The organism is Jannaschia maritima, assembly GCF_030973515.1.
Taxonomy (GTDB): domain Bacteria; phylum Pseudomonadota; class Alphaproteobacteria; order Rhodobacterales; family Rhodobacteraceae; genus Jannaschia; species Jannaschia maritima.
This window is the reverse complement of the sequence record NZ_JARGZA010000003.1, coordinates 96,668-121,098: the sequence shown is the minus strand read 5'-3', so window position 1 is coordinate 121,098 and position 24,431 is coordinate 96,668. Positions and strand designations below refer to the sequence as shown.

Genomic DNA, 24,431 nt, shown 5'->3' with positions numbered 1-24,431 from the left:
CGTGCAGGCAATCCGATCCGGGCGGGCGCGCGAGCCGCGCCCCTCATCCGTCAGGCGCCCTATTGTATGCGTGCGGGCGGACGATACAACCGCCCCACCCGCAGGAAGGACCCCGACCCCATGCCGACCGACGCCGCGACGCAACAGCCCCATCGTCCCGATCCGGGCGTCCGACGCTTCGGCGCGGTCAACTGGCTGGGGATGTGGACCCTGGCCGAGCGCGAGATCAAGCGCTTCCTGGCGGTGTGGACCCAGACGCTGCTGGCGCCCCTGGTGACGGCGGCCCTGTTCCTCTTGATCTTCACGCTGGCCGTGGGAACGCGGCGGGGCGACGTGATGGGGGTCAGCTTCATGCACTTCCTGGCGCCGGGCATCCTGATGATGACCGTGATCCAGAACAGCTTCGCCAACGTATCGTCGTCCATCGTCATCTCGAAGGTGCAGGGCAACATCGTCGACACGCTGATGCCGCCGCTGTCCGGGGGCGAGTTGGTCGTGGGCTATCTGGCGGGGGGCATCGTGCGGGGGATCGTGGTGGCGGCGGCCATCATGCTGGTGATGTTCCCCTTCATCGGCCTAGGCGTGCAGAACCCGCTGATGGCCTTCGTCTGGGTCGTGATGGGCGGCGCGTTCCTCGGCGCGCTGGGCATCGTGGCGGGGGTGTTCGCCAACAAGTTCGACCAGATCGCGGCCATCACCAACTTCATCGTGGTGCCGCTGTCGTTCCTGTCGGGCACGTTCTATTCGCTCGACACGCTGCCGCCCGCGATGCGGTTCCTCAGTCACGTCAACCCGGTCTTCTACCTGATCGACGGGCTGCGCCATGCCGTGCTGGGCGTCAGCGACAGCTCGCCCTGGCTGGGCTTCGCGGTGGTGCTGGGATCGACGCTGGCGATCGGCGCGCTCGCCTGGTGGATGTTCCGGACGGGGTACCGGCTGAAGTCCTGACGCCCCCGCGCCGGATCAGCTCCGCAGCACCGCCTTGGCCCGACCTTCCCGCCAGGCCAGCAGCAGCGCGCCGGCCAGCACGAGGCCGGCACCGCCCAGGCTGACGGCGTCGGGGACCACCCCGAACAGGGCCGCGTCGTAGAGGCCCGCGAAGACCAGCGTCAGGTACACGAAGGGCGTCACGAAGCTGGCCTCCGCCCGGGCCATGGCGTTCACGAAGCAGAACTGCGCGCAGGCCATCAGGACGCCCAGGGCCGCCAGCGCGGTCCATTGCCCGGGCGTGGGCGATTGCCAGACCAGACCCGCCGCGACGAGCGCGAGGCACAGGCCGATCGAGTTGTTGACGAACAGCAGCTGCACGGGCGGCTCCGCCCCCGAAAGGCGCTTGATGAAGATGACCTCGAACGCATAGGCGACGGCGGCCCCCAGCGCGAACAGCGCGCCGGTCGCCAGCACCCCGCCGCCGGGACGGGTCAGCACCAATGCGCCGGTCAGCGCGACCGCCGCTGCCAGCCAGCGCCATGGGCCGACCCGCTCGCCCAGCAGGGGAATGGCGAGGATCATCGCCAGAACGGGATTGACGAAGCTGATCGCGGTGGCGTCCGCCAGCGGGATGGCGGCGGCGGCGGCGAACATGAACGTGACGCCCGTGAACCCGCAGGCGGTGCGCATGACGTGGGTCGGCAGGTCGGGCCGCACCAGGCGGGGGCGGATGGCGGCCAGGACCGTCGCGATCGTGATCCAGGCGAACAGGAACCGCCCGAGGGTGACCATGAACACCGGCAGCGGCGGGCCCAGCACGTCCGTGCCCAGCGCCTTGGCGAGGGGCATGGTGGCCGCGACGAACGCGGTGGACACGGCCATGAACAGGGCCGCCCGCCGGTTCGACCCGGCGGGCAGGGCCGCGTCACACACCCAGGCACCACCGCATGATGGCCTTCTGCGCGTGGAGCCGGTTCTCCGCCTCGTCGAAGATCACGGACCGGGGGCCGTCCATGACGTCGTCGGATATCTCCTCGCCCCGGTGGGCGGGCAGGCAGTGCATGACGATGGCGTCCTCGGGGGCATTGGCCATCAGCGCGGCGTTCACCTGGTACGGGCGCAGGAGGTTGTGGCGTCGCTGGCGCGAGCTTTCCGCGTCGCCCATGCTGACCCAGGTGTCCGTCACGACCAGGTCCGCGTCCGCCACGGCCCTGGCCGGATCGCGCTCCACCCGCATGTCGCGGCCCGATGCCCGAAGCGCTCCCATCAGGGACGGGTCGGGATCCAGTTGTTCCGGTCCGCTGAAGGTGAAGTCGAACCCGAACCGTTCGGCCGCCTGCAGGAACGACTGCGCGACGTTGTTGCCGTCGCCCATCCAGGCCACGCGCTTGCCCGCGATGGGGCCGCGATGTTCCTCGTAGGTCATGACGTCGGCCATGATCTGGCAGGGATGCGAGCTGTCCGTCAGGCCGTTGATCACGGGCACGGAGGCCGCCTGCGCCATCTCCTGCACGATGTCGGCGCCGAAGGTGCGGATCATGATCAGATCGACGTAGCGCGACAGCACGCGGGCGGTGTCGGCGATCGTCTCGCCGTGGCCCAGCTGCATGTCGGCGCCCGACAGGACCATCGTCGTGCCGCCCATCTGGCGGACGCCCACGTCGAAGCTGATGCGGGTCCGGGTCGAGGGCTTCTCGAAGATCAGGGCCACGACGCGGCCGGCGAGCGGCTGCTCGTCGTCGGGCGTGCCCTTCGGGCGATCGCCGCGCGCGGCCTTCATGGCGCTGGCCCGTGCCAGCATGTCCCGCAGCGCGTCCGCATCGGTGCTGGCGATGTCAAGGAAGTCGCTCATGCCGCGCCCGCCTGTTCCGCCAGGGCGGCGGCCGCGCGGTCCAGGCGGGCCAGCGCCTCGCGGATGTCGTCATCCGTCAGGTTGAGGGGCGGCAGCAGGCGGACCGTGTCGTCGGCGGCGGGGACGATGCACATCTCCTGACCGTGGGCGGCGGCGACCACGTCCGGCACCGGGACCCGGCAGCGCAGGCCCAGCATCAGGCCGCTGCCCCGGACGCGTTCGAACACGTCGGGGTGGGACGCCACCAGCCCTTCCAGACCCTGCCGCAGGAGGCCGGCCTTGCGCCGGACGTCGGCCAGGAAGGCATCGTCGGCCACGATCTCCATCACCGCGTTGCCGACGGCGCAGGCCAGGGGGTTGCCGCCATAGGTGGACCCATGCGTGCCGGCGGTCATCGCCCCCGCCGCGTCCTCGGTCGCCAGCAACGCGCCCAGCGGGAAGCCGCCGCCGATGCCCTTGGCGACCATCATGATGTCGGGGGCGACGCCGGCCCATTCGTGCGCGAACAGCCGACCCGTCCGGCCCATGCCGCACTGCACCTCGTCCAGGATCATCAGGGCGCCCGTCTCGTCGCACAGGTCGCGCAGCCCCTTCAGGCACTGGTCCGGCACGAGCACGATCCCGCCTTCGCCCTGTATCGGCTCCAGGATCACGGCGGCCACGTCCGGTTCGGCCATCGCGGCGCGCAACGCGTCGTGGTCGCCGAAGGGCAGGTGCCGGAAGCCGGGCAGGAGCGGGCCGAAGCCGTCGACCATCTTCTTCGATCCGGCCGCGGCGATGCCCGCCGACGACCGCCCGTGGAACGACCCCGTGAAGGCCAGGACCACGTGGCGGTCCGGCTGGCCCTTCGCGGTCCAATACTTGCGGGCCATCTTGACGGCCAGCTCGCACGCCTCCGTGCCGCTGTTCGTGAAGAAGCAGGTGTCCGCGAAGGTCGCGGCGACGAGCCGCTCGGCCAGCGCCTGCTGCTGCGGAATCTCGTACAGGTTGGACGTGTGCCACAGCTGCCCCGCCTGGGCCGTCAGCGCGGCGGTCAGCGCAGGATGGGCGTGGCCCAGCACGTTCACGGCGATGCCGGCGCCCATGTCGAGGAAGCGTCGCCCGTCGCGTTCCACCAGCCAGGCCCCTTCGCCGGACACGAAGGCCAGGGGCGCGCGGTTGTAGGTGGGCAGGATCGCGGGGATCATCTCCGTCACTCCGTCCTTGGGGTGGAAGCAGACCCGCCGGGTGGCGCAGAATCGTGCGCAAGTCAACGAAACCACTCACGCAGTCGTGGCGTGCGCGTGATCGGTCGGGGTGCTTAGAGGTCGGGAACCGAACGGATCGACCAGGGAGGATCCATGACCCACAACGCCACCCCCTTCGCCGCGGCGGTCGCGGTCGGGCTGTGCCTCGCCGGCCCCGCCGCGTCGCAGGCCACCTGCACGCTGCCCGACGACCGCTACGACATGACCGACGCTCAGGTCGACGCGCTCTACGACTGCATGTCCGACTTCATGCTCGAAGGGTACCAGTCGAAGGGCGAGGCCGTCGCGATGGCCTACCGCGACTGGACCCAGGCCAGCACCCGCCCCGCCGTGGCGGGCGTCCACGGGGAGCGGTTCCTGAACACCTTCGTGAACGGGATCGCCGCGGAGCAGTACCTGCGCTTCGAGGAGGGCGCGTTCGAGATGCCCGTGGGATCGGTCCTGGCCAAGGAGATGATCGGCGTGAAGGACGGGGCCGCCCGCCGCGCGCCCCTGCTGATCATGACGAAGGTCGACGACGCGCCGGATACGGACAACTGGTTCTATTCCGGCGTGCAGCCGACGGGGGGCGCGATGAAGGTCAATCAGAACTTCTGCCACGACTGCCACGCGAGCTACGACGCGAGCGACAGCATGGGGTATCCCGTGCCGGAGGTCCGGGCCTCCGCCGACTGACGCGCCCGGGCGGCGCGGGGCCCGTCCCTTGCGCCGTCCTGCCCCCTCGACAGCCGCCGACCCAACGGGCAGAGGGGGTGGCATGCCGCCGTCGGTCTATGCCCGCACCCGTGCCCTGTCGGTCCACCTGTTCACGGCGACGGGGGTCATCTTCGCCATGCTGGCCCTGCTGGCGGCGGTGGAATCCAACTGGTCCTGGATGTTCGTCTGGCTGCTGGTCGCGCTGGTCGTGGACGGGGTCGACGGTCCGCTGGCGCGGCGCTACGACGTCGAGGTCCATGCCGCCCGGTTCGACGGGGTGCTGCTGGACCTGATTATCGACTACCTGACCTACGTGTTCATCCCGATCTACGCGCTCTACGTGTCCGGGCTGGTGCCGGGCTGGGCGGGGTGGGGGATCCTGATCGTGGTGCCCTTCGCCAGCGCGCTGTACTTCTGCGACACCCAGATGAAGACCGGCGATGCCAGCTTCGAGGGGTTTCCCGGCTGCTGGAACATGGTCGCGCTGGTGGTCTTCGTGGTCGAGCCGAACCCCTGGATCACGCTGGCCGTCAGCATCGTGCTTTCGGTGGCGATGTTCTTGCCGCTGCGCTTCGTGCATCCGGTCCGCACGGTGCAGTGGCGGCCCGTGACCCTCGCCGTCACCGGAATCTGGCTGGCCCTGGCCATCGCCGCCGCCTGGGGCGAGTTCGGCCTGCCCCGTCCCCTGGCGCTGCTGTTCGGCGCGGCGAGCCTGTACCTGCTGCTGGCGGGGCTGGTGCAGCAGGGCATGGCGCGGATGCGGGGCGAGCGCGGGGTCTGAGCCCCCTTCAGCGCGGCAGGTCCACCGTCACGCCCGGTCCCCGTCCGTGCACGCTGTCGTCGGCGTGGACGACCACCTGCGTCACGTCGTCGGGTATCGTCACGCCGGACAGGGACCGCGTGAACGGCTGCTCCTCCACATGGGGATGATGCAGCGTCCGGTACCCGAGTTCCGACCCGTCGGGGGCCAGCACGACCCATCCGTCGGCGTAATGGTCCCAGCCCGTGTCGGGGTGACTGACCGTGACCGAGATCGTCCACGTTTCGCCATCGCGCCGCAGGTCGACGCCTTCCACGACCGGGGCATCCGCGAGAGCGGTCAGCGGTGTCGAGAGCACGATGAAGGTGAGCACAGCACGCATTCCATGGTGCTCGCACGACCGGGCGGTCCCTGTCCAATCACGTGCCGGTCAAAACGGCTTGACCACGACCGCCCACAGGATCGCCAGGAAGACCACGACGCTGGCCTCGTTGAACACGCGGAGCCAGCGGTCGGACCGCTCGAACGTGCCGCGCCTGGCCTGCGCCACCAGGCGGCCCGTCCATGCGTAGTGACCGGCCAGGAGGGCGACGAGGGCCGTCTTCAGATGCGTCCAGGCGGGCCAGCCCCAATCGTGCGCGAGCCACAGGCCCAGGACCACCCCGATGACCGCCAGCCCGGCCGAGAAGCGGTACAGGCGGAACGTCAGATCCCCCAGGGGCGACGCGGCCACGCCCGTCGCGTTCCAGTCCCGTCGCCAGTAGATCAGGGCGCGGGGCACGGCGAAGACGGACGTCATCCAGCCGAAGACGCAGAGCAGGTGGACGATCTTGACCCATTCCATGCACGCGGTGCTGGCCCCCCGGGCGGACGGCGTCAATCCCGGGACAGGACGTCGCGGGAGCCCGACGCGAACTCGCGCGACAGCACGGTCCACAGCACGATCGCGGTGGCGCCCAGAAGCGCCGCGGCGCCAGCGATCCAGGCCAGCGCCGCGAAGGCGAAGTAGATCGAGCGCAGGCCCTTGTTGTAGTTGGTCGCGGCCCGCTGATTGATCTCCGCCGCCTGCTCGGCGCGGCGGGGGCCGTCGGGATGGGCCGGGTCGTTCGGGACTGCGGACATCATCACCGCGCAATAGCCGAACAGCCGCATCGACCATATGAACTTGAACAGCGCATGGACGAGGAAGGCCGCGACCACGGCGAGCTTGGCCTGCCAGAACAGCGTCGGATGGGGCAGGGCGCCGATGCCGCGGACGATGGCGATCAGGGGTTCCGCGTTGCCGGCCAAGGCCAGGACGCCCCCCACCGCGAGCATCGCGCCCGACGCCATGAAGGTCGTCCCCTGGCGCAGCGAGGCCAGGATGGAGGCGTCGAAGATCCGCACCTCCCGCCGCTGCATCTGGGCCATCCAATCGTGGCGATAGCGGATCATCAGATGCGACACGGACGGCCTGGACATGGGGGGGTGTTCGATGATCCAGCCCGCGCCGAACCATGAAAACGTAAGGAATACAATGGCTAAGGCATCGAGGGGGGTGAAGTTGGAGAGGAGGTCGGGGAGCATGGGGCGAATTGTCCTCGGGGAAGGCTTTGCCGGGCGGGGAAATTGGTATACTTATCTGACCAATTCCACCGAGGGGAGACGTCCGCCATGGAGATGCCGAAGGCCGACCCGTTCCGTCTGGCCCGCAAGGATACGCTGGTGCGGCGGTTGAGGGAAGCGTTGCCCGCCGACGCGGTGATCGACGCCCCCGCCGAGCTGAAGGCGTACGAATGCGACGCGCTGACGGCGTATCGCTGTCCGCCGCTGGTCGCGGTGCTGCCGCGGTCCACGCGGGAGGTCTCGGCGGTCGCGCGCATCTGCCACGACCTGGAGATCCCTCTGATCCCGCGGGGTGCGGGGACGTCGCTGGCGGGCGGGTCGCTGCCCACGGGCGATGCGGTGATCCTGGGCGTGGCGCGCATGACCGAGACGCTGGAAGTGTCCCATGTCGACCGGATCATCCGGGTGCAGACGGGCCGGACGAACCTGTCCGTCACCGGCGAGGTCGAGGGCGACGGTTGGTTCTACGCCCCCGACCCGTCGTCGCAGCTGGCCTGCGCCATCGCGGGCAACATCGCCATGAACTCGGGCGGGGCGCATTGCCTGAAATACGGGGTGACGACCAACAACCTGTTGGGCGTGACCCTGGTGCGGATGGACGGCACGGTGGTCGAGATCGGCGGCGCGCACATGGACGCGCCCGGTCTGGATCTGCTGGGCCTCGTGTGCGGATCCGAGGGGCAGCTGGGCATCGTCACGGAGGCGACGCTGCGCATCCTGCCCAAGCCCGAAGGGGCGCGGCCCGTGCTGATCGCCTATGACGACAACGAGACGGCGGGGCAGTGCGTGTCGGACATCATCAAGGCGGGCATCCTGCCCGTGGCGATCGAGTTCATGGACCGCCCCGTGATCCGCGCGACGGAGGACTTCGCCCATGCCGGATACCCCGACGTGGAGGCGCTGCTGATCGTGGAGGTCGAGGGATCCGAGGCGGAGATCGACGAGCAGCTGACCGCTATCGAGGCCATCGCCAGGCGACACGATCCGGTGGAGGTGCGGCGGTCCAACTCGGCGGAGGAATCGGCGGCCATCTGGCTGGGGCGCAAGTCGGCCTTCGGCGCGATGGGGCAGATCAACGACTACATGTGCCTGGACGGCACGATCCCCGTCAGCGAATTGCCCCGCGTGCTGAAGGGGATACGCGAGTTGTCGAAGGAATACGGGCTTGACGTGGGCAACGTGTTCCACGCGGGCGACGGCAACATGCACCCCCTGATCCTGTTCGACGCCAACAAGCCCGGCGACCTGGAGAAGTGCGAGGCCATGGGGGCCGACATCCTGCGCCTGTGCGTCGAAGTGGGCGGCTGCCTGACGGGCGAGCACGGGGTCGGGATCGAGAAGCGGGACCTGATGCACCACCAGTTCGATCCCGTCGACCTGGAGGCGCAGATGCGGGTGAAGGACGTGTTCGACCCCCGCTGGCTGCTGAACCCGGCGAAGGTGTTCCCCCTGGACGTGACCGAAGCGCGGCGGAGCGTGCGGGCGTGATCGGTCGGGCGATCGGACCACGTAAACCTTTTCGGTGGCTCAGGGGGGATGCACCCCCCGTACACCCCCCGTACACCCCCCGTGCATACGCTGGATGCACCGCGGGACGCGCGACGCGGCGGGGCGATTGGTCAGATGATCGGACCGGTCGATGCTGACCCCTTCTATCGGTGGCGGTAACGCTGTTCTTCAGTCTGCCGTGACATCGGGTATCCGGCAGCCTATCTTAGGAGCGTGGAAGGACGGGACTGTTCATGGCCGACAAGAACCGGGACGCGTCGGAATACGAGAAGCTCGTCCGCGAGGTCGAACTCGACACGTTGAACATTCTGCGCACGAACCAATTGATCCGTTCGCATTGGCTCGTAATCTCCGCGGCGCTCTTGGGCACGGGAGCGGCCGTTGCAACACTGCTGCTACGGTTGACCGGCACCGCCTAGCAACTTTTGACTGCTCATCCTGTGGGGAGGTTTGGCCATGCTGACCCCGACCACGGAAGCCGAGCTGGCCGAGATCGTGCGCGGCGCGAACGCGCCCCTGTCGCTGCGGGGCGGGGGGACGCGGCACGTGCCGGGCGCGGGCGAGCCGCTGACGACTGCCGGGCTGACGGGCATCACGCTGTACGAGCCGGGCGCGCTGACCTTGGTGGCACGGGCGGGCACGCCGGTGGAGGTCGTGGAGAATGCTCTGCGGGCCGAAGGGCAGCGTCTGCCGTTCGAGCCGATGGATCATCGGACGTTGTTGGGGACCGATGGGACGCCGACGATCGGCGGGGCGGTGGCGATGAACGTCAGCGGGCCGCGCCGGGTGCAGGCGGGGGCGTGCCGCGACAGCTTGATCGGGGTGCGGTTCGTGGACGGGTCGGGCGAAGTGATCAAGAACGGCGGGCGGGTGATGAAGAACGTCACCGGCTACGACCTGGTCAAGCTGATGGCCGGGTCGCGGGGCAGCTTGGGCGTGCTGACGGAGGTGGCGTTCAAGGTGCTGCCCGCGGCGGCGACGCAGGCGACGCTGCGGCTGGACGGGCTGGACCCGACGGACGCGGTGGCCGCGATGTCGGCGGCGCTGGGCTCGCCCTTCGACGTGACGGGTGCCGCGCACGACGTCGCGGGGCGCACGACCTGGATCCGGCTGGAAGGGTTGGAGGGGTCGGTCGATTATCGGGCGGGCGAGTTGGGCGGGGTGCTGTCGCGGCATGGCGACGTGGCCCGGCTGGATGCGGGCGAGAGCGCCATGATCTGGTCGGCGGTCCGCGACGTGCGTGTGCTGGCCGGATCGGGCCGCGATGTCTGGCGGGTGCATTGCCGTCCCAGCCATGCTGTCCGGGTGCTAGATGCCGTGGGCCTGGACGCGGCGCTGATGGATTGGGGCGGTGGGTTGGTTTGGCTGGCCGTGCCGGCGGGGACGGACCTGCGGGCGTGGTTGGACGGGGTGCCGGGCTACGCGACGCGGGTCACGGGGGCGCTGGACGTGGTGCCGGAGGTGGCGGCCGTCGCGGCGCTGACGGATGGGATCCGGGCGAAGTTCGATCCGCGGGGGGTGTTCGCGGCGTGATGGGCGGTTGGTGTGTCAACGCCCCCATCGTGCGCGGGGGACTCGGCTGGTTGCATTCACCGCGTTCCGCCCGTTCGCGAAGCGAGTGTGGTGAAAGAGGCCCCCGCGCGGGGCGGGGGCGTGTGGGCGGCTGGACGGACAGGGACGCTTAGGATGCAAACGACCTTCACCCCCGAACAACTGGCCGATCCGCAGACCGCGCGGTCGAACCAGATCCTGCGGGCCTGCGTGCATTGCGGGTTCTGCACGGCGACGTGCCCGACCTATCAGGTGCTGGGGGACGAGTTGGACAGCCCGCGGGGGCGCATCTACCTGATCAAGGACATGCTGGAGAACGACCGGCCGGCGGACGAGAAGACGGTCAAGCATATCGACCGCTGCCTGTCCTGCCTGGCCTGCATGACGACGTGTCCGTCGGGGGTGCATTACATGCATCTGGTCGATCACGCGCGCGAGCATATCGAGAAGACGTACAAGCGGCCGTTCACCGACCGGGCGCTGCGCTGGGTCTTGTCGAAGGTGCTGCCCTATCCGGGTCGGTTCCGCCTGGCGCTGCTGGGGGCGAAGATCGGGCGGCCCTTCGCCTGGGCCATGCCGGACGCGCGTCTGCGCGCGATGCTGGCGATGGCGCCCGCGACCGTGCCGCCGGTCAGCCGGAACGACGACCCGCAGGTCTTCGCCGTGCCGGAGCGGAAGATGCGCGTGGCGCTGATGACGGGCTGCGCGCAGAAGGCGCTGAACACCGACATCAACGACGCGACCATCCGGTTGCTGACGCGGCTGGGGGCGGAGGTGGTGATTCCTGAAGGAATGGGCTGCTGCGGGGCGCTGACGCACCACATGGGCAAGACCGACGAGTCGCACCGCTTCGCGGCCGCCAACATTGAAGCCTGGTCGCGCGAGATGGATGGCGACGGGCTGGATGCCGTGGTCATCAACACGTCCGGTTGCGGAACCACGGTGAAGGATTACGGGCACATGTTCCGCGCCGACCCGGCCATGGCGGACAAAGCGGCGAAGGTGTCGGCCATCGCCAAGGACGTGTCGGAGGTGTTGATGGACCTGCTGCCCGAGGGGCACGACCTGCTTCGCGCGCCGCGCCCGGCGCGCGATGGCGTGGGGGGCGTGCCGACCGGGCGGGTGCCGGACGATGTGGGTTCGGGGCCGATCCGCGTGGCGTATCACGCCGCGTGCAGCCTGCAGCACGGCCAGAAGATCAAGACCCATCCCAAGGACCTGCTGAAGCGCGCGGGGTTCGAGATCACGGAGCCGCGCGACGCGCATCTGTGCTGCGGATCGGCGGGCACCTACAACCTGATGCAGCCCGAGATCAGCGCGCAGTTGAAGGCGCGCAAGGTCGCCACGCTGATGGAGCGCGAGCCCGACGTGATCGCCGCCGGCAACATCGGCTGCATGATGCAGATCGGGTCCGCGGCGGGCGTGCCGGTCGTCCACACGGTCGAGCTGCTGGACTGGGCCACGGGCGGGCCGGTGCCGCCCGCTCTCGTGTCCCCGGCGCATCGCACCGGGGGCGATCGCGGGGCCGTTCCGCGATTGCGCTAGCGCCGCGCCCCGAATCCGCCCCACTTGTGGCGCAAGGGTCCGGAAGCGACCCGACCACGAGGGGTGAGAAACAGATGCCATCCGGCAATCCCGTTCGCATGTGCGCCGCGCTGGCCGCGTCCTGGCTGGCCGCGGCCGCCTGGGCCGACACGGCGCCGTTGCAGGCGCTGGGCACGGCCGACCAGGCGCGCGGGTGGGAGGCGGTGGGGCGGCTGGACTTCGGACGCGCCGGCTTCTGCACTGCCGCCCTGGTGACGGAGGAGATCGTCCTGACCGCCGCCCACTGCCTGTTCGACACCGCGAGCGGGATCCCCGTGGTCGCCCGCGACATCGCGTTCCAGGTCGGCCTGCGCCACGGCCGCGCGGAGGCGCGGCGCGGCGTGCGGCGCATCGTGATCCATCCCGGATACGACCGCCACGAGCCCGACGCCCTGGCCACCATCGGCGCGGATCTGGCGCTGCTGGAGCTGGACCGCCCCGTGCGGCTGCGTCACGTCCGCCCGTTCCGGGCCGCGCCGCAGGTCGATGCGGGGCAGGCAGTGCAGGTCGTCAGCTATGCTCGGAACCGGGCCGACGCGCCGGCCCGGCAGGACGGCTGCGCGGTGCTGACGCGCGACCAGGACGTCCTAGTGCTGGACTGCACGGTCGATTTCGGATCGTCCGGCGCGCCGGTCTTCGCCGACGTGGACGGCGAGGTGCGCATCGTGTCCGTGATCTCGGCCAAGGCGTCCTGGGGCGACCGGCCCGTGGCGCTGGGCGCCGCGATGGAGGGGGAGCTGGACGCCCTGCTGGACGTCTTCGCCCGGACGCCCGCGCTGGCGCCGGTGGGAAAACGGGTCAGGCCGCCGGACGGAGCCGTCCGCCTGCCCCCCGAGACCGTGGTCCGTCGATTGCCCTGACGGGCGCCGGACCGCGATAGCGCCGCCCGCTGCCACGGGCGGCGCTCCTTCGTTCGGGGCATGGCGTGTGCGGTGGGGTCAGTTCCCGTAGACGTTGACGATGGCGACGATGGCCCCGATGAAGCCGATCATCCACATGGGCATCTGCCAGCGCATCTGCTGCTGGATGCGGGCCGTCTGCGCCGCGAGGTTCGCGATCTCCGCGCGCATCTTGTCGTCCGCCAGGGATTGTTCCGCCTTGGTCATCGCTCGTCGCTCCGCTTCGTTCCGGAAGCCTTCGATCATAGAATAGTTATCGTGGCCCGAACGGCAAGCGAGGTCCGGTCAGCGCACGGCCTCCCTCGCGGCGATGGCATCCGGGTCGGGCGCGGTCAGGCGGTCGGCGGGGAAGCCGCCTTCGACCATCAGGCGGTTGGACGCCCCCTCCACCGCTTCCTCCAGCCGGGCCATGAAGGTGGGGCGGTCGAGGCCCGGGGGAATCGGATCCAGGAACGCGACCACCGCGCGGCCGGGGCGTCGGCGGATGCCGCCGCGGGGCCAGAACAGGCCGACATTGGTGGCCGCGGGCACGACCGGCTGGCCCGTCTGCTCGTAGATGGCGAAGATGCCCGCCTTGAAGGGCATGCGCGCGCCGGGTGCCGTGCGCGTGCCCTGGGGATAGATCACCAGCTGCCCCGGCTCGCGGTCGCCGCGGCGCAGGTCGTCGAGCATTCCCTTTATCGCCTCCGCCCGGCGCCCACGCTTGACGGGGATGCAGCCCATGCGGACCGCGTAGGTGCCCATCAGCGGAACGAAGCGCAGGACGTCCTTCATGATGAAGAAGGCGTGGGGCAGGGCGTCGAACAGCATCAGGATGTCCAAGAACGACTGGTGCTTGGCCGCGACGATGACCTGGCCCGCGGGCGGCGTGCCGCGGATGTCGGGCGCGATGCCGGTCAGGGGGGTCATCATCGCCAGCACGCCGCGGCAATAGGCGCGGCAGGCGGCGCGCGCGCCCCGGTCCGAGACCAGGGCCCAGGGGGCGAAGCCGACGGCTATGATGGCCATCCACAGGTACATCGCCGTGTTGAAGATCAGCGAGCGGATCGTCTGCATGGGGTGGTCCGTCCTTCAGTCGATGCGGCGCAACATGCGGGCGGCCGCCCCCCGCGTGGCCAGGGCCGCGACGGCAGCGGCCAGTATGGGCACCAGCGGCAGGGCCGTCCACTGCGCGCCGCGGATGCCGATGCCGGCCAGGAGGCCGATCCTGTCGCCCGCGCCGGGCAAGGCCGCCAGCGCCAGTGCGCCCAGCCCTGTGCCCAGAACGGCCCCCGCGAGGGCGCGCAGGGTGAAGCGGCGGGCGAAGGCGCGCACTACGAAGGCGTCGCGCGCGCCGATCAGGCGAAGGACGCGGATGACCTCCGCGTTGGCGGCGAGCGCGGCCTGCGCGGCCAGCGTGACGATGGCCGCCGTCACGCCGGCGATCAGCCCGAGCGTGGCCCAGCTCAGCAGGCGCAGGCGGGCGGCGGCGTCCACCAGGGGCGCGCGCCAGCGGCCGTGGTCGTCCAGCACGGCGCGCGGCGCCTCGCCCGCCAGGCGCAGACGCAGGCCCTCGACGTCGGGGCCGGGATCGCCCAGGGCCACGTCGATCAGGCGGGGCAGCGGCAGGTCGTCCACCGGCACCCCGTCGCCCAGCCAGGGCGCCAGCAGCGCGGCCTGTGCCGCGTCGTCCAGCACGGTGGCGCCCGCCACGCCGGGCGTGGTCCGCAGGATCGTCAGTGCCGCGTCCACCTGCGCGTCGGTGGCGTCCGTTGGCATCCGCAGCGTCAGCGCGTCCGACAGCCCCTGCGACCAGCGGTCGGCCAGGGTGCCCGCCGCGAAGGCGAGGGCCAGGGCGAAGACGGCCAGAAACGCCATCGCGCCGGCGGAGGCCACAGTCAGCCACGCCGTCTGCCCGGAGGGCGGCACGACGCGGTCGGCGTCGCGGTCGCCCAGCCATGCCTCCGCCCAGGCGGCCAGGCGGTCGCGGGGGGTCACAGATCCGCCCCCGCCGCGGACAGCGCGCCGCCCGACAGGCGCAGGACACGCGCGGCGACCTGGGCCTTCGCCGCGCGGATCAGGGCCAGGTCGTGGGTGGCCACGATCACGGCCTTGCCCATGCGGTTCAGCTCCGCCAGCAGGGTCAGCAGGCGCTGGGACATGTCCCAGTCGACGTTGCCCGTGGGTTCGTCGGCGATCAGCACGTCGGGGTCCATGACCAGCGCGCGGGCCAGGGCGGCGCGCTGGCGTTCGCCGCCCGACAGTTCCGGCGGGCGGGCGTGCATGCGCGCGCCAAGCCCGACCCAGCCCAGCAGCTGCGCCACGTCGTCCGCGCGGGACGCGACGTCGCCCCCGGCCACGCGCAGGGGCAGGGCCACGTTGTCGTGGACCGGCAGGTGGTCCAGGAACCGGCAGTCCTGGTGGACCACGCCGATGCGGCGGCGCGCGTCGGACACGCCGTCGCGGTCCATCGCGCGCGTGTCGGACCCGAACAGGAGCGCCGCCCCGCCCGTGGGCCGCAACTCGCCGTAGAGCAGCTTCAGGAGCGTGGTCTTGCCCGCCCCCGACGGGCCGGTGAGGAAGTGGAACGAGCCGGGCGCCAGCGACAGGTCCAGCCCGCGCAGCGCCAGGCCCCCGCCGCCGTAATCGTATGCCGCGTCCCGAAGCTCGATCATCGCGCACCCCCGCGCGTGCCTATGCCAGCGGGCGGGACCGGTCGCAATTGCGGCCGCGGGCTTGCCCACCGGGGCCGCGTGGGTCAGGTTGCGCGCGATCTGTATGACGCGGAACCCCCATGCGCCTGACCTGCCCCTCCTGCGGAGCGAAGTACGAGATCGCGTCGGAGATGATCCCCGCGGGCGGGCGGGACGTGCAATGCTCCAACTGTAGCACGACGTGGTTCCAACTGGGGGAGCCGAAGCGCCCGGCGCCGGTCGAATCGTTCCCGGACCTGAAGGCCGCGCGGTCCGCGCGGGGCGGGGCGGGACCGGACCCCGCGGACCTGGCCGCGGACCCCGTCGGAGGCGAGGACGTCATGGGCATCCTGCGCGAGGAGCGGGCCTTCGAGAGCCGGGCGCGCGCGGCGGAACGGAACGGACGTCCTGCGTCGGAGGCCGGCCGGCGGGACGTAGACGGTGACGTGGACGTGGACGGGGACGACGCGGGCGCGGCGGACCCGCCGTCCGAGCGCGACGCCGCCATCTCGAAGGGAGAGCGGGAGCGCGCGCGCATGGCCGCCGCCGCCGCCCTGGCCCGGGCGCGCCGCAAGGGGGGGGCGTCCGATCCCGACGCGCCCGAGAACGCCGATCCCGCGGAGGTCGAGCCGGTGGGGACCGTGGCCGTCACGCCTGCGACCGCCCCGCGCGAGGGGCGCGGCGATGCCCTGCCCGAGATCGAGGCCGTGCGGACCGATCCGCCCGCCCGCGCGCGGCCGGTGGCGCGCGACCGGCGTCCGGTGGAGGCGGAGCCCGATCGGGGACGTGGGTTCAGGCTGGGCTTCGTGGCCGCGTTGGCGGTGATCGGCGTCTTGGCGGCGCTGTACCTGTTCGCCGCCGACATCGCGTCGGCGGTTCCGGGGCTGGCCGATCCGTTGACGGGCTATGTCGGTTTCGTGGACACGCAGCGCGCCGCCCTGGCCCGGGGGGCGCAGGCGCTGACGGCGTGGTTCGACGGGACGGGATGATAGCGACGGCTTCGGTCGTGTTCGGCAATATTTGCCCGTAAGGGGCAAGGGTCGCCCCCACCCCGACCCTCCGCCGAGGGGGGAGGGGGTGCCGTCGTTCCAGGCGTGATGCCGCCCGTTTCGTCGGATCGGTGGGGGCGCAGGGCGTCGGGGCAGTCCGGCGCGATTCCATCGGGACGTGCGTCATCCGTGCCGACGCCATCCCCCGGAAGAGCATAGGACGATCGAGTACCCGTCCCGCGAGCGGGCGCGCGCCGCGTCGTCCGCCGGAAGCCGACGGCCCCCGAGGCCCGGCGGCACGATCAGAAGCGGTCGAGCAGACGGTTGAGGTAGTCGCGTTCCAGTTCCGGGCGGCTCTGTTCGGCGGAGCGGCGGCGGATCTCGTCCCGCAACTCCTGGCTGCGCCGGGCCGCGTCCGGTCCGTCGAGGAACTGCTCGTCCGTTCCCAAGCGCGCCCCGTCGCCGGAGCGACGGCCCAAGGGATCGCGCTGCCCCCCTTCGCCCGGACGCAAGCCGGCCGTGTCGCGGTCCCCCGGCTGGCCGCCGCCGGGCTGCTGGTCCGATAGCGCGCGGCCCAGCTCCTGCATGCCGTCGCGCAAGGCGTCCATCGCCTGGGCCTGGTCGTTCAGCGCGCCACCGAGGTTGCCGTCCTCCAGGTCGCGGCGGGCCTGCTCCATCGCGCGACCCGCGCGGCCGAGCGCGTCGCGCGCCGCGTCACCGGCCTCGTTGCCGGGGATCTGGCCATCCAGGTCGTCCAGGCGTTCGCGCAGGTCCCCTTGCCGCCGCGCCAACTCGCCCGGGGTCTGGCCGGGGCGCGGCTGGCCCTGGCTTCCGTCGCCCGCCTGGCCTTCGCCGGCCTGGCCTTCGTGCTCCTGCCCACGGCCCTGGCCGCCGTTGCGCCCCTCGTTCTCCTGCGACTCGCCGGCCTGGGCGTTGGGGTCGAACCGTTCCTGTAACTCGCGGAACGCGTCGTCGGACAGGCCCTGCTGCTCGCGCAGGGTGTCGCGCATCTCGTCCATGGCCTGTTCGCCCGGCCCGCCCTGGCCCTGCTGGCCCTGACCCCCGCCCGGCTGGCCCTGGGTGACCTGCAGGTTCTCCATCATCTCCTGCAGCTGCTGGAGCAGCTCCTGCGCCTCCGCGGTGCGGCCCTGCTCCATCAACTCCTCGATGCGCTGCATCATCTGGTCCAGCATGTCGGGCGTGACCTGCTGCATCTCGCCGTTCTCGGCCTGCTGCTGCGCCTGGGACCCGTCCTGCTCGCCGCGTTCGGCCAGCTGGCGGGTGTAGTCGTCCATGGCGCGGCGCATCTCCTCCATCAGGCGGGCGATCTCGTCGGGGTCGGCGCCCTGGCGGATGGCTTCGGCCAAACGGTCCTGCGCCTGGCGCAAGCGTTCGAGCGCGGAATCGAGGCTGTCCTCCTCCAGCCGGAGGGCGGCCTTCCACAGCATCTCCGCGATGCGGTCGCGCTCCGCCTCCGACAGGGCGTCGCCCGCGCGGTCCAGGCGGCGGATCGCGGTGCGGGTCAGCAGATAGGCGGGGGGGTGGTCGAACGCGTCGGCCCCGTTCCAGGTCACCGCGCGCAGCAACCGAGCCGTACGTTCGGCGTTCGCGCGAGACCACAGGAGGTCGCGCCGCATCTCGATCAGTGCGGCGGCGTCCGTGTCGTAGAAGGACCGCCCCGGCAGGATCATCGGCGCGGTGGTGGTGCCGGACTGGTCCATCGCGTCGGTGGCGGTCAGCGTGGCCAGGACGGGCAGGCCCGCGAAGGGATGCTTCGTCAGGTCGAAGCGGAACACATCGGCCACGTCGGCCCTGTCCCCCGCGATGGGCAGCGGCATCTGCAGCGTGACGGCGTCGCGGGGTTCGGGATCGACGGCGAGGCCGTGACGGCGATCCACCGATGCCAGGTCGAGGGCGAAGGCGACCCCGGCCGCGGCCACGCCGTAATCGTCGGTGGCCTGCCAGGGCAGGGTGCCCGCGTCGGGATGCTCGAACCCGGGCGCACCGTTCATCGCAATGGCGGGGGCGGCGTCGGGCGTGACGTCCAGCGTCCAGGTCGGGTCGTTGGCGGTCCCCGCGATGGTCAGGGTGCCGTCGCGTTCGGCGGTGAACTGCTGCACGGCCGCGTCCGTCCCCTCGGCAATGGGGTCGCCCACGTCCTGCCGGACGGTGATCGCGCCGGGCGCGGCGTACAGGCGAACCGTGATCCGCGTGCCTTCGGGGACGGTGACGGGGCCGGGTTCGACGTCGCGCAGGTAGAGACCCGGCAGGCCGGTGTGGCGGGGCGGTTCCAGCCAGCCTTCCCAGGACGGTCCGGCCGCCTGCGCGGTGCCGGACTGCCCCGGGATGCCGGGCAGGTCGGGGACGCGCAGCAGCGTGCCGAACAGGATGCCGACGGCGGCCAGGAGCAGGGCGAGGTAGCGCAGGGCGAAGGGGTCGCGGCGCGATACGCGCAGGTCCGGCGACACGGGGCGCGCGGCGGCCAGCGTGCGCGACAGCCGGTCGCGATGAGCGCGCCAGACCGCGTGGGCGTCCGCGTCGTCGCGCCCGACGGCGATGTCGTCGGCCAGCCCCTGCAGGGGGCGGCCGGGCAGGGTGCGGTCCAGTCGGGCGGCGGCGTCGGCACGGGCGGGTAGACGGAAGCGCCACAGGCCCCAGGCCAGCAGCACCAGCGTGGCGAGGGCCGCGGCGGCCAGGGCGGCGGTCGCGGCGGTGCCGGTCAGGAGGTCGGTGGACCAGACCGCGACGCCCAGGAGGGCAGCCGTCCAGGCGGGCCAGAAGGCGCGAACGGCGCGTTCCGCGCCCAGGCCCAGACGGGTGAGGCGCAGGGCGCGGCGGGCGGGTTCGGTGTCGGTCGTCCGGGTCATGCGCTGGCCCCCCAGGTCATGCGGTCCCCCGACACGTAGCGTCCGGCACGGGCGATTGCGAGGGGCGGGTGGTCACAGATCCGAGGGGTGGGGCCATGCCCGGGGGACGTCGCGGGGCCATCGCCCCGGATCGGGACGATCCTTCGCATGGCGGGTTCCTTCGAGCCCCCACCCCCGCCCTCCCCGTGGCGGGGGTCCATGGGGGCGGGCCGCTAGAGCCAGTCGGGAATGGATTCGCGTTCCAGCATCTCGTCCCAGGTCGGGCGGCGGCGGATCACGGACCATTCGTCGCCCTGGACCAGGACCTCCGGCACGAGGGGGCGGGAGTTGTACTCGGACGCCATCACGGCCGCATAGGCCCCGGCGCCCCGGAAGGCGATCAGGTCGCCGCCGTCCAGGGGCGGCAGGGGGCGGGCCTTGGCGAACGTGTCGCCACTTTCGCAGACCGGACCGACCACGTCGGCGGGGGACAGGTCCACGCCGGCCGGGGGTTCCGCGACGGGCACGATGTCGTGGTGCGCCCCGTACATCGCGGGGCGGATCAGGTCGTTCATCGCGGCGTCCACGATCAGGAAGTCGCGGCCCTCGCCGTGCTTGAGGTAGATCACCCGCGACAGCAGGATGCCCGCGTTGCCCGCGATCAGGCGGCCTGGCTCGATCTCGATCTCGCAGCCCAGATCGCCCACCTCCTGTCGAATGACTTCGCCGTATTCGGCCGGCACGGGGGGCGCGAGGTTGGAGCGTTCGTAGGGTATGCCCAGCCCGCCGCCCAGGTCCAGGCGTTCGATGGCATGGCCGTCGTCGCGCAGGGCACGGGTCAGGTCGGCCACCTTGCGGTACGCCTGGCGGAACGGATCGAGGTCGGTCAGCTGGCTGCCGATATGGACGTCGACGCCCACGGCGCGCAGGCCGGGCAGGGCCGCGATCTCGGCATAGACATCGCGGGCGCGGGCGATGGGGATCCCGAACTTGTTCTCCGCCTTGCCGGTGGCGATCTTTTCGTGGGTCCTGGCATCGACGTCGGGGTTCACGCGCACAGTGACGGGCACCTCGACCCCCATGGTGGCGGCGATGCGGGACAGGGCGCGCATCTCGGGTTCCGATTCCAGGTTGATCTGACGGACGCCGTTTTCCAGGACGTGCCGCATCTCGCCTTCCGTCTTGCCGATGCCGGAGAAGACGATGCGTTCGCCCGGCACGCCGGCGGCGCGGGCGCGGCGGTACTCGCCCTCGCTGACCACGTCCATGCCGGCGCCGGCATCGCCCAGGAGCTTCAGGATGGCGACGTTGCTGGCGGCCTTGACCGCATAGCAGACCAGATGCGGCCCCCAGGCCAGCGCGTCGTCGAACAGGCGGTAGTGCCGCAGGAGCGTGGCCGCGGAATACACATAGGCCGGCGTGCCCACGGCGGCGGCGATCGCGGGCAGGGAAACGTCCTCGGCGTGCAAGACGCCGTCGCGATAGAGGAAGTGGTCCATGGCCGCGCCCCATAGCCGCGCGGGTGGCGGAGGGGAAGGCGCCCGGGGGGCGCCGCCCTAGCCCGCGAGCGCGCGGAGCAGGGCGTCCACCTCCGCGTCGGTCTTGGACCAGTCGCAGACCAGGCGGCAGAGGGGGCGTGGGGCGTCGTCCATCACGTAGTAGGCGGCGCCGGCGGCCTTCGCGCGGTCGTGGGCGGCAGGGTCGAGGCGCGCGAAGATCATGTTCGCCTGCGGTGGGTGGACGACTTCGGCGCCCGCCCGGGCCAGGCCTTCGGCGAGGCGCCCGGCGGCGGCGTTGGCGCGTCCGCCCAGGTCCAGCCACAGGTCGTCGGCCAGATAGGCCGTCATCTGCGCCGCGAGGTAGCGGTGCTTGGACCACAGGTGGCCCGCGCGCTTGCGGCGCATCTGCACGTCCCAGTGGCCGGCCGGGTCGCGAAGGACGATGGCCTCCACCCCCATGCAGCCGTTCTTCGTGCCCCCGAAGCTGACGACGTCGAACCCGCGCGCCAGGTCGGCCGCCGTGCAGTCCAGAGCGGCGCAGGCATTGGCGAAGCGCGCGCCGTCCAGGTGCGTGGCCATGCCATAGTCGCGGGCGATGGCCGTCAACGCGTCGAGCTGGTCGGGGGTGTAGAGGGTCCCTGCCTCCGTCACGTCCGTAAGCGACAGGGCCCCGCGCTGCACGGCGTGGACGCTGGTGCCGATGCGCGCGCAGGCGGCGCGCAGGGCGTCCGGATCGATGCGGCCGTGGGGTCCCGGCACGGGGACGAGCTTGGCGCCGCCGGTATAGAACTCCGGCGCACCCGCCTCGTCGTCCTGGATATGCGCGGCCTGGTGGCACAGGATCGCGTCGTAGGGCTTCACGAGCGCGGCCAAGGCGATGGCGTTGGCCGCGGTGCCGGTCGCGACCAGCGCGATCTCCGCCTCCGGCCAGGCGAGGAGGGTGCGGAACCGGTCCCGCAGCGCGGCGGTGGCGTCGTCGTTGCCATAGGGCATGGTCCCGCCCGCGTTGGCATCCGCCAGGGCCTGCATGATGGCGGGGTGCACGGGGCCCGCGTTGTCGGAGGCGAAGTTGAGGTTCATGGCGCCGGGGCTAGCGCGGCGCCCGAACGGGGGCAACGAGTCTTGATCCGCGCGTCCGGCGGCGATATCCGACGCCAATCGGAACGCCGGGTCAACGGCGCCGATCAGATGGACCCTATGAATGGAACCGACACGATTCGCCGCCTATGAGCGGCGTTTGAAGAACATCGCCGTCCTCCTGGGCCTGGGCAGCGCGATCTGCGTGGTGCAGGACTGGCAACTGGGCGCGATGGCCCTGAGCCTGCCCTTTTGCATGATCTGGACCTACTGCGCCTGGCTCCACCGCGAGCCGCAATTGAAATGGCTCAACGTGCTGTTCGCCGCGCTCTACGTCTATGGGCTGGCGCGGTACGCGGTGGTGATGGGGTGACGCGACGGTTTTCGATATCGGCGAGATCCTGCCAAGGTGACCGGATCCCCTGTAACGATGCGGAAAGGTTAATGGCGCTCCGGAATCGTCCGGCTATCGTCGCAATGCTCATTGCGATGGAGAGGATGATGTCATTGAAACAACTTCCGTTCGCCGGCGCCATAGCGGTCGCCGTCGCGACCCCCATGGCGGGGTCTGCTGCCACGACCACGGTATCGGACGCCTTCACGATTCCGGTCGTGGCCGCCGCCCCTGGGTTGCAGGTGCTTCGGGCGTCCGCCGGACTTCCGCAGTTCGACCCAGCGCAAGGCGCACTGACGTCGGCGCTGTTCTTCGCCAGCGTTTCGGTCTCCGGCGTGTCGCAGTACTTCACGACGGTGCCGCTCGACTCCCTGCAGCAGAACGTCTTTCTCGAGGCAGCATTCTTCTCGACCCCGGACGTTGGAGACGATCCGTTCACCGCGGTCGAGCTTGCGGTGCGTGACAACGATGTGGTCGGAGCCAATGGGTTCTTCGGAACGACTGGATCGGCCCAAGGCGAGGCGATCTTCACCGATCTCGATGCGGTCGTCGGGACTGGCGTGATCGAGATCAATTTCCAGGGCATCGCCGTCGACGGAACACCGGCGCAAGCGGTTTCTGCCTTCGGCCAGGCGAATTTCGTCTATGGGATCGAGTACACGTTCACGCCGGGGGACGGTATGGGGGATCCTGGCACTGGCGGAGGAGATCCGGGCACCGGTGGTGGTGGCATGGGCGGCAACGGCGACGACGACGATGACATGCCTCCTGTCGTGCCCCTGCCTGCGGGTGGAGTGCTGCTGGTGGGCGGACTGGTGGCGCTGGGCGCCTTGCGGCGACGCGCCCGTATCTAAGCGCTTGGATGGCGGGCTCGGCCATCCGGGCCCGCATACCGCGTCAGCTTCCGTCGCCCAACGGTTCCGGGATGACGTGATCCTCCCATTCGTCCTCCGCGACCTCCATCTCCGACGCCGTGCGGCAACGCAGGGACGCGCCTGCGTCGTGGGGGCTGTCCGGGTCGCCGGTCAGCAGGGGGTGCCAGCGGGGTAGCGGGCGGCCTTCGTGCAGGCGGCGATAGGCGCAGGTGGTGGGCATGAAGTAGGCGACGTCCGGCAGCGACTTCGGCGTCAGGACCACGCAGTCGGGGACGAAGACCTTGCGCTGCGCGTAATGAGCGCAGCGGCAGGTCGCGTCGTCCAGCAGGCGGCAGGCGACGTCGGTGAACGCGACCTCGCCCGTCTCCTCGTCCTCCAGCTTATTCAGGCAGCACTTGCCGCAGCCGTCGCAAAGCGCTTCCCACTCCGCCGGGGTCAGCTTGGACAGGGGGCGTTCCCAGAAGCGGGGGCGGAGCCTAGGCATCGGCGAGGCCGGCCAGCACGGCGCGGGCGCGTTCGCTGTCGGCGTCCATCTGCGCGACGAGGGCGTCCAGGCCGTCGAACGACGCCTCCGGCCGCAGGAAGTCCACGAGCGCGACGGACAGGGACGCGCCATAGAGGTCGCCGTCGAAGTCGAACAGATGGGTTTCCAGGTTGGGGACGTTCTGCCCGAACATCGGCCGGACGCCCAGGCTGGCCACCGCGCGATGGCGCCCAGCATGGGGCCCGTCCAACACGTCGGCCAGGACCGCATAAACGCCGAAACGGGGCAGGTGCAGCCCGTCCAGCGCCTGGTTCGCGGTCGGATAGTTCAGGGCGCGGCCTCGCTTCTCGCCATGGATCACGGGGCCCTCGATGCGGTGCCAATGACCCAGCATGGCGGCGGCATCCCGCGGGCGCCCGTCGGTCAGCGCGCGGCGGATCGCGGTGGACGAGATCGGCCCATCGGGGCGCGCCAGCAGGTCGGCGACCGCGACGTCCATGTTTCTGGCCGCGCCTTCGGCCCGCAGGAGGGCCACGTCCCCCGCCCGTGCCTTGCCGAAGCGGAAGTCGGCGCCCACGACCACGCCGGACAGGCCCAGCGCGCCGTGCAGGACGTCCGCCACGAAGGCCTCGGCCGTCAGGGGCGCGACCGCGGGGAAGGGAAGCTCGAACAGGACGTCCACCCCGATCTTGGCCAGGCGGGACGCGCGGGCGGCGGCGTTCATCAGGCGGAAGGGCGGGGCGTCGGGCGCGAAGACCTCTCGCGGGTGCGGCTCGAACGTCACGACGCCCAGGGGGTGGCCGGGGCGGCGGGCCATGTCGATGGCGTGACGGTGGCCAAGATGCACGCCGTCGAAGTTGCCGATGGCCGCGACGGCCCCGCGCGCGTCGTCGGGAATGGCGGACAGGTCACGGAACACGCGCATGGGCGCCCGTTAGCCGTGGGGATGGCGCATAGCAAGG

Annotated in this window: 26 protein-coding genes; 11 read left to right on the top strand and 15 right to left on the bottom strand. The window is 71.2% G+C overall.

Annotated elements, in window-relative coordinates:
- The first annotated feature begins 120 nt into the window (after positions 1 to 120).
- The gene (locus P0084_RS03505) at positions 121 to 948 is read left to right on the top strand and encodes an ABC transporter permease (protein WP_308915419.1); all 828 of its coding nucleotides are present in this window, start codon (positions 121 to 123) and stop codon (positions 946 to 948) included.
- Positions 949 to 963: 15 nt separating this feature from the next.
- On the opposite strand, the gene P0084_RS03500 is transcribed toward P0084_RS03505, so the two are convergent.
- From P0084_RS03500 to P0084_RS03490, 3 genes are read right to left on the bottom strand one after another with little or no spacing between them, the layout of a single operon-like run.
- The gene (locus P0084_RS03500) at positions 964 to 1,863 is read right to left on the bottom strand and encodes a DMT family transporter (protein WP_308915418.1); all 900 of its coding nucleotides are present in this window, start codon (positions 1,861 to 1,863) and stop codon (positions 964 to 966) included.
- Positions 1,856 to 2,782, bottom strand: coding sequence for an ornithine carbamoyltransferase (gene argF / locus P0084_RS03495; RefSeq protein WP_308915417.1), 927 nt, complete (start codon positions 2,780 to 2,782; stop codon positions 1,856 to 1,858). The genes P0084_RS03500 and argF overlap by 8 nt, the downstream gene beginning before the upstream one ends.
- Complete coding sequence (locus tag P0084_RS03490) at positions 2,779 to 3,969, bottom strand: aspartate aminotransferase family protein (protein WP_308915562.1); 1,191 nt, start codon at positions 3,967 to 3,969, stop codon at positions 2,779 to 2,781. Before P0084_RS03490 ends, argF begins: the two co-directional genes overlap by 4 nt.
- Positions 3,970 to 4,122: 153 nt before the next feature.
- Between P0084_RS03490 and P0084_RS03485 the strand changes: the two genes are divergently transcribed.
- A complete protein-coding gene (locus tag P0084_RS03485) occupies positions 4,123 to 4,704 on the top strand; it encodes a cytochrome P460 family protein (protein WP_308915416.1) in 582 nt (193 codons plus the stop codon).
- Positions 4,705 to 4,786: 82 nt separating this feature from the next.
- Positions 4,787 to 5,506, top strand: a complete 720-nt coding sequence (locus P0084_RS03480) for a CDP-alcohol phosphatidyltransferase family protein (RefSeq protein ID WP_308915415.1) — start codon at positions 4,787 to 4,789, stop codon at positions 5,504 to 5,506.
- A gap of 7 nt (positions 5,507 to 5,513) precedes the next feature.
- Here the strand turns inward: P0084_RS03480 and P0084_RS03475 are convergent, their stop codons facing one another.
- The 3 genes from P0084_RS03475 to P0084_RS03465 are packed head-to-tail and all read right to left on the bottom strand — an operon-like array spanning position 5,514 to position 7,051.
- Complete coding sequence (locus tag P0084_RS03475; RefSeq protein WP_308915414.1) at positions 5,514 to 5,867, bottom strand: hypothetical protein; 354 nt, start codon at positions 5,865 to 5,867, stop codon at positions 5,514 to 5,516.
- A gap of 48 nt (positions 5,868 to 5,915) precedes the next feature.
- Positions 5,916 to 6,329: a CopD family protein gene (locus tag P0084_RS03470; protein ID WP_308915413.1), complete on the bottom strand. Its 414-nt coding sequence runs from the start codon at positions 6,327 to 6,329 to the stop codon at positions 5,916 to 5,918.
- Positions 6,330 to 6,361: 32 nt separating this feature from the next.
- On the bottom strand, positions 6,362 to 7,051 hold the full coding sequence (locus P0084_RS03465) for a DUF599 domain-containing protein (RefSeq protein ID WP_308915412.1): 690 nt from the start codon (positions 7,049 to 7,051) through the stop codon (positions 6,362 to 6,364).
- An 87-nt stretch (positions 7,052 to 7,138) separates the two neighbouring features.
- Here P0084_RS03465 and P0084_RS03460 point away from each other — a divergent pair, with 87 nt between their 5' ends.
- The 5 genes from P0084_RS03460 (at position 7,139) to P0084_RS03440 (ending at position 12,594) form a co-directional block, all read left to right on the top strand.
- Entirely contained in the window at positions 7,139 to 8,578 is a 1,440-nt protein-coding gene (locus tag P0084_RS03460) for an FAD-linked oxidase C-terminal domain-containing protein (RefSeq protein WP_308915411.1), read from the top strand.
- Between the two features lie 254 nt (positions 8,579 to 8,832).
- Positions 8,833 to 9,018, top strand: a complete 186-nt coding sequence (locus P0084_RS03455) for a hypothetical protein (protein ID WP_308915410.1) — start codon at positions 8,833 to 8,835, stop codon at positions 9,016 to 9,018.
- Between the two features lie 40 nt (positions 9,019 to 9,058).
- On the top strand, positions 9,059 to 10,132 hold the full coding sequence (locus P0084_RS03450) for an FAD-binding protein (RefSeq protein ID WP_308915561.1): 1,074 nt from the start codon (positions 9,059 to 9,061) through the stop codon (positions 10,130 to 10,132).
- 153 nt (positions 10,133 to 10,285) lie between these two features.
- Complete coding sequence (gene glcF, locus P0084_RS03445; RefSeq protein ID WP_308915409.1) at positions 10,286 to 11,695, top strand: glycolate oxidase subunit GlcF; 1,410 nt, start codon at positions 10,286 to 10,288, stop codon at positions 11,693 to 11,695.
- A 98-nt stretch (positions 11,696 to 11,793) separates the two neighbouring features.
- Positions 11,794 to 12,594, top strand: a complete 801-nt coding sequence (locus P0084_RS03440; RefSeq protein WP_308915408.1) for a trypsin-like serine peptidase — start codon at positions 11,794 to 11,796, stop codon at positions 12,592 to 12,594.
- Positions 12,595 to 12,672: 78 nt separating this feature from the next.
- Here P0084_RS03440 and P0084_RS03435 read toward each other — a convergent pair whose 3' ends face one another.
- The 4 genes from P0084_RS03435 to P0084_RS03420 form a co-directional block, all read right to left on the bottom strand.
- The gene (locus tag P0084_RS03435) at positions 12,673 to 12,840 is read right to left on the bottom strand and encodes a hypothetical protein (RefSeq protein ID WP_308915407.1); all 168 of its coding nucleotides are present in this window, start codon (positions 12,838 to 12,840) and stop codon (positions 12,673 to 12,675) included.
- A 78-nt stretch (positions 12,841 to 12,918) separates the two neighbouring features.
- Complete coding sequence (locus P0084_RS03430) at positions 12,919 to 13,689, bottom strand: lysophospholipid acyltransferase family protein (RefSeq protein ID WP_308915406.1); 771 nt, start codon at positions 13,687 to 13,689, stop codon at positions 12,919 to 12,921.
- A gap of 15 nt (positions 13,690 to 13,704) precedes the next feature.
- Positions 13,705 to 14,610: a cell division protein FtsX gene (locus P0084_RS03425; RefSeq protein ID WP_308915405.1), complete on the bottom strand. Its 906-nt coding sequence runs from the start codon at positions 14,608 to 14,610 to the stop codon at positions 13,705 to 13,707.
- Positions 14,607 to 15,287, bottom strand: coding sequence for a cell division ATP-binding protein FtsE (locus tag P0084_RS03420; protein ID WP_308915404.1), 681 nt, complete (start codon positions 15,285 to 15,287; stop codon positions 14,607 to 14,609). Before P0084_RS03420 ends, P0084_RS03425 begins: the two co-directional genes overlap by 4 nt.
- Positions 15,288 to 15,406: 119 nt before the next feature.
- Here P0084_RS03420 and P0084_RS03415 point away from each other — a divergent pair, with 119 nt between their 5' ends.
- Positions 15,407 to 16,294: a zinc-ribbon domain-containing protein gene (locus P0084_RS03415; RefSeq protein WP_308915403.1), complete on the top strand. Its 888-nt coding sequence runs from the start codon at positions 15,407 to 15,409 to the stop codon at positions 16,292 to 16,294.
- Between the two features lie 302 nt (positions 16,295 to 16,596).
- Here P0084_RS03415 and P0084_RS03410 read toward each other — a convergent pair whose 3' ends face one another.
- The 3 genes from P0084_RS03410 to P0084_RS03400 form a co-directional block, all read right to left on the bottom strand.
- On the bottom strand, positions 16,597 to 19,161 hold the full coding sequence (locus tag P0084_RS03410; protein ID WP_308915402.1) for a DUF4175 domain-containing protein: 2,565 nt from the start codon (positions 19,159 to 19,161) through the stop codon (positions 16,597 to 16,599).
- A 212-nt stretch (positions 19,162 to 19,373) separates the two neighbouring features.
- A complete protein-coding gene (lysA, locus tag P0084_RS03405) occupies positions 19,374 to 20,639 on the bottom strand; it encodes a diaminopimelate decarboxylase (RefSeq protein WP_308915401.1) in 1,266 nt (421 codons plus the stop codon).
- A 57-nt stretch (positions 20,640 to 20,696) separates the two neighbouring features.
- A complete protein-coding gene (locus P0084_RS03400) occupies positions 20,697 to 21,719 on the bottom strand; it encodes a threonine aldolase family protein (RefSeq protein WP_308915400.1) in 1,023 nt (340 codons plus the stop codon).
- A gap of 121 nt (positions 21,720 to 21,840) precedes the next feature.
- Here P0084_RS03400 and P0084_RS03395 point away from each other — a divergent pair, with 121 nt between their 5' ends.
- The gene (locus tag P0084_RS03395; protein ID WP_308915399.1) at positions 21,841 to 22,089 is read left to right on the top strand and encodes a peptidase; all 249 of its coding nucleotides are present in this window, start codon (positions 21,841 to 21,843) and stop codon (positions 22,087 to 22,089) included.
- A gap of 116 nt (positions 22,090 to 22,205) precedes the next feature.
- Complete coding sequence (locus P0084_RS03390; RefSeq protein ID WP_308915398.1) at positions 22,206 to 22,964, top strand: VPLPA-CTERM sorting domain-containing protein; 759 nt, start codon at positions 22,206 to 22,208, stop codon at positions 22,962 to 22,964.
- Between the two features lie 43 nt (positions 22,965 to 23,007).
- Here the strand turns inward: P0084_RS03390 and P0084_RS03385 are convergent, their stop codons facing one another.
- Together P0084_RS03385 and P0084_RS03380 are read right to left on the bottom strand one after the other, a co-directional pair.
- Positions 23,008 to 23,469, bottom strand: coding sequence for a YcgN family cysteine cluster protein (locus tag P0084_RS03385; RefSeq protein ID WP_308915397.1), 462 nt, complete (start codon positions 23,467 to 23,469; stop codon positions 23,008 to 23,010).
- Positions 23,462 to 24,394 (bottom strand): bifunctional riboflavin kinase/FAD synthetase, encoded by a 933-nt coding sequence (locus tag P0084_RS03380; protein WP_308915396.1) that lies wholly within the window; start codon positions 24,392 to 24,394, stop codon positions 23,462 to 23,464. The genes P0084_RS03385 and P0084_RS03380 overlap by 8 nt, the downstream gene beginning before the upstream one ends.
- Positions 24,395 to 24,431: the final 37 nt, after the last annotated feature.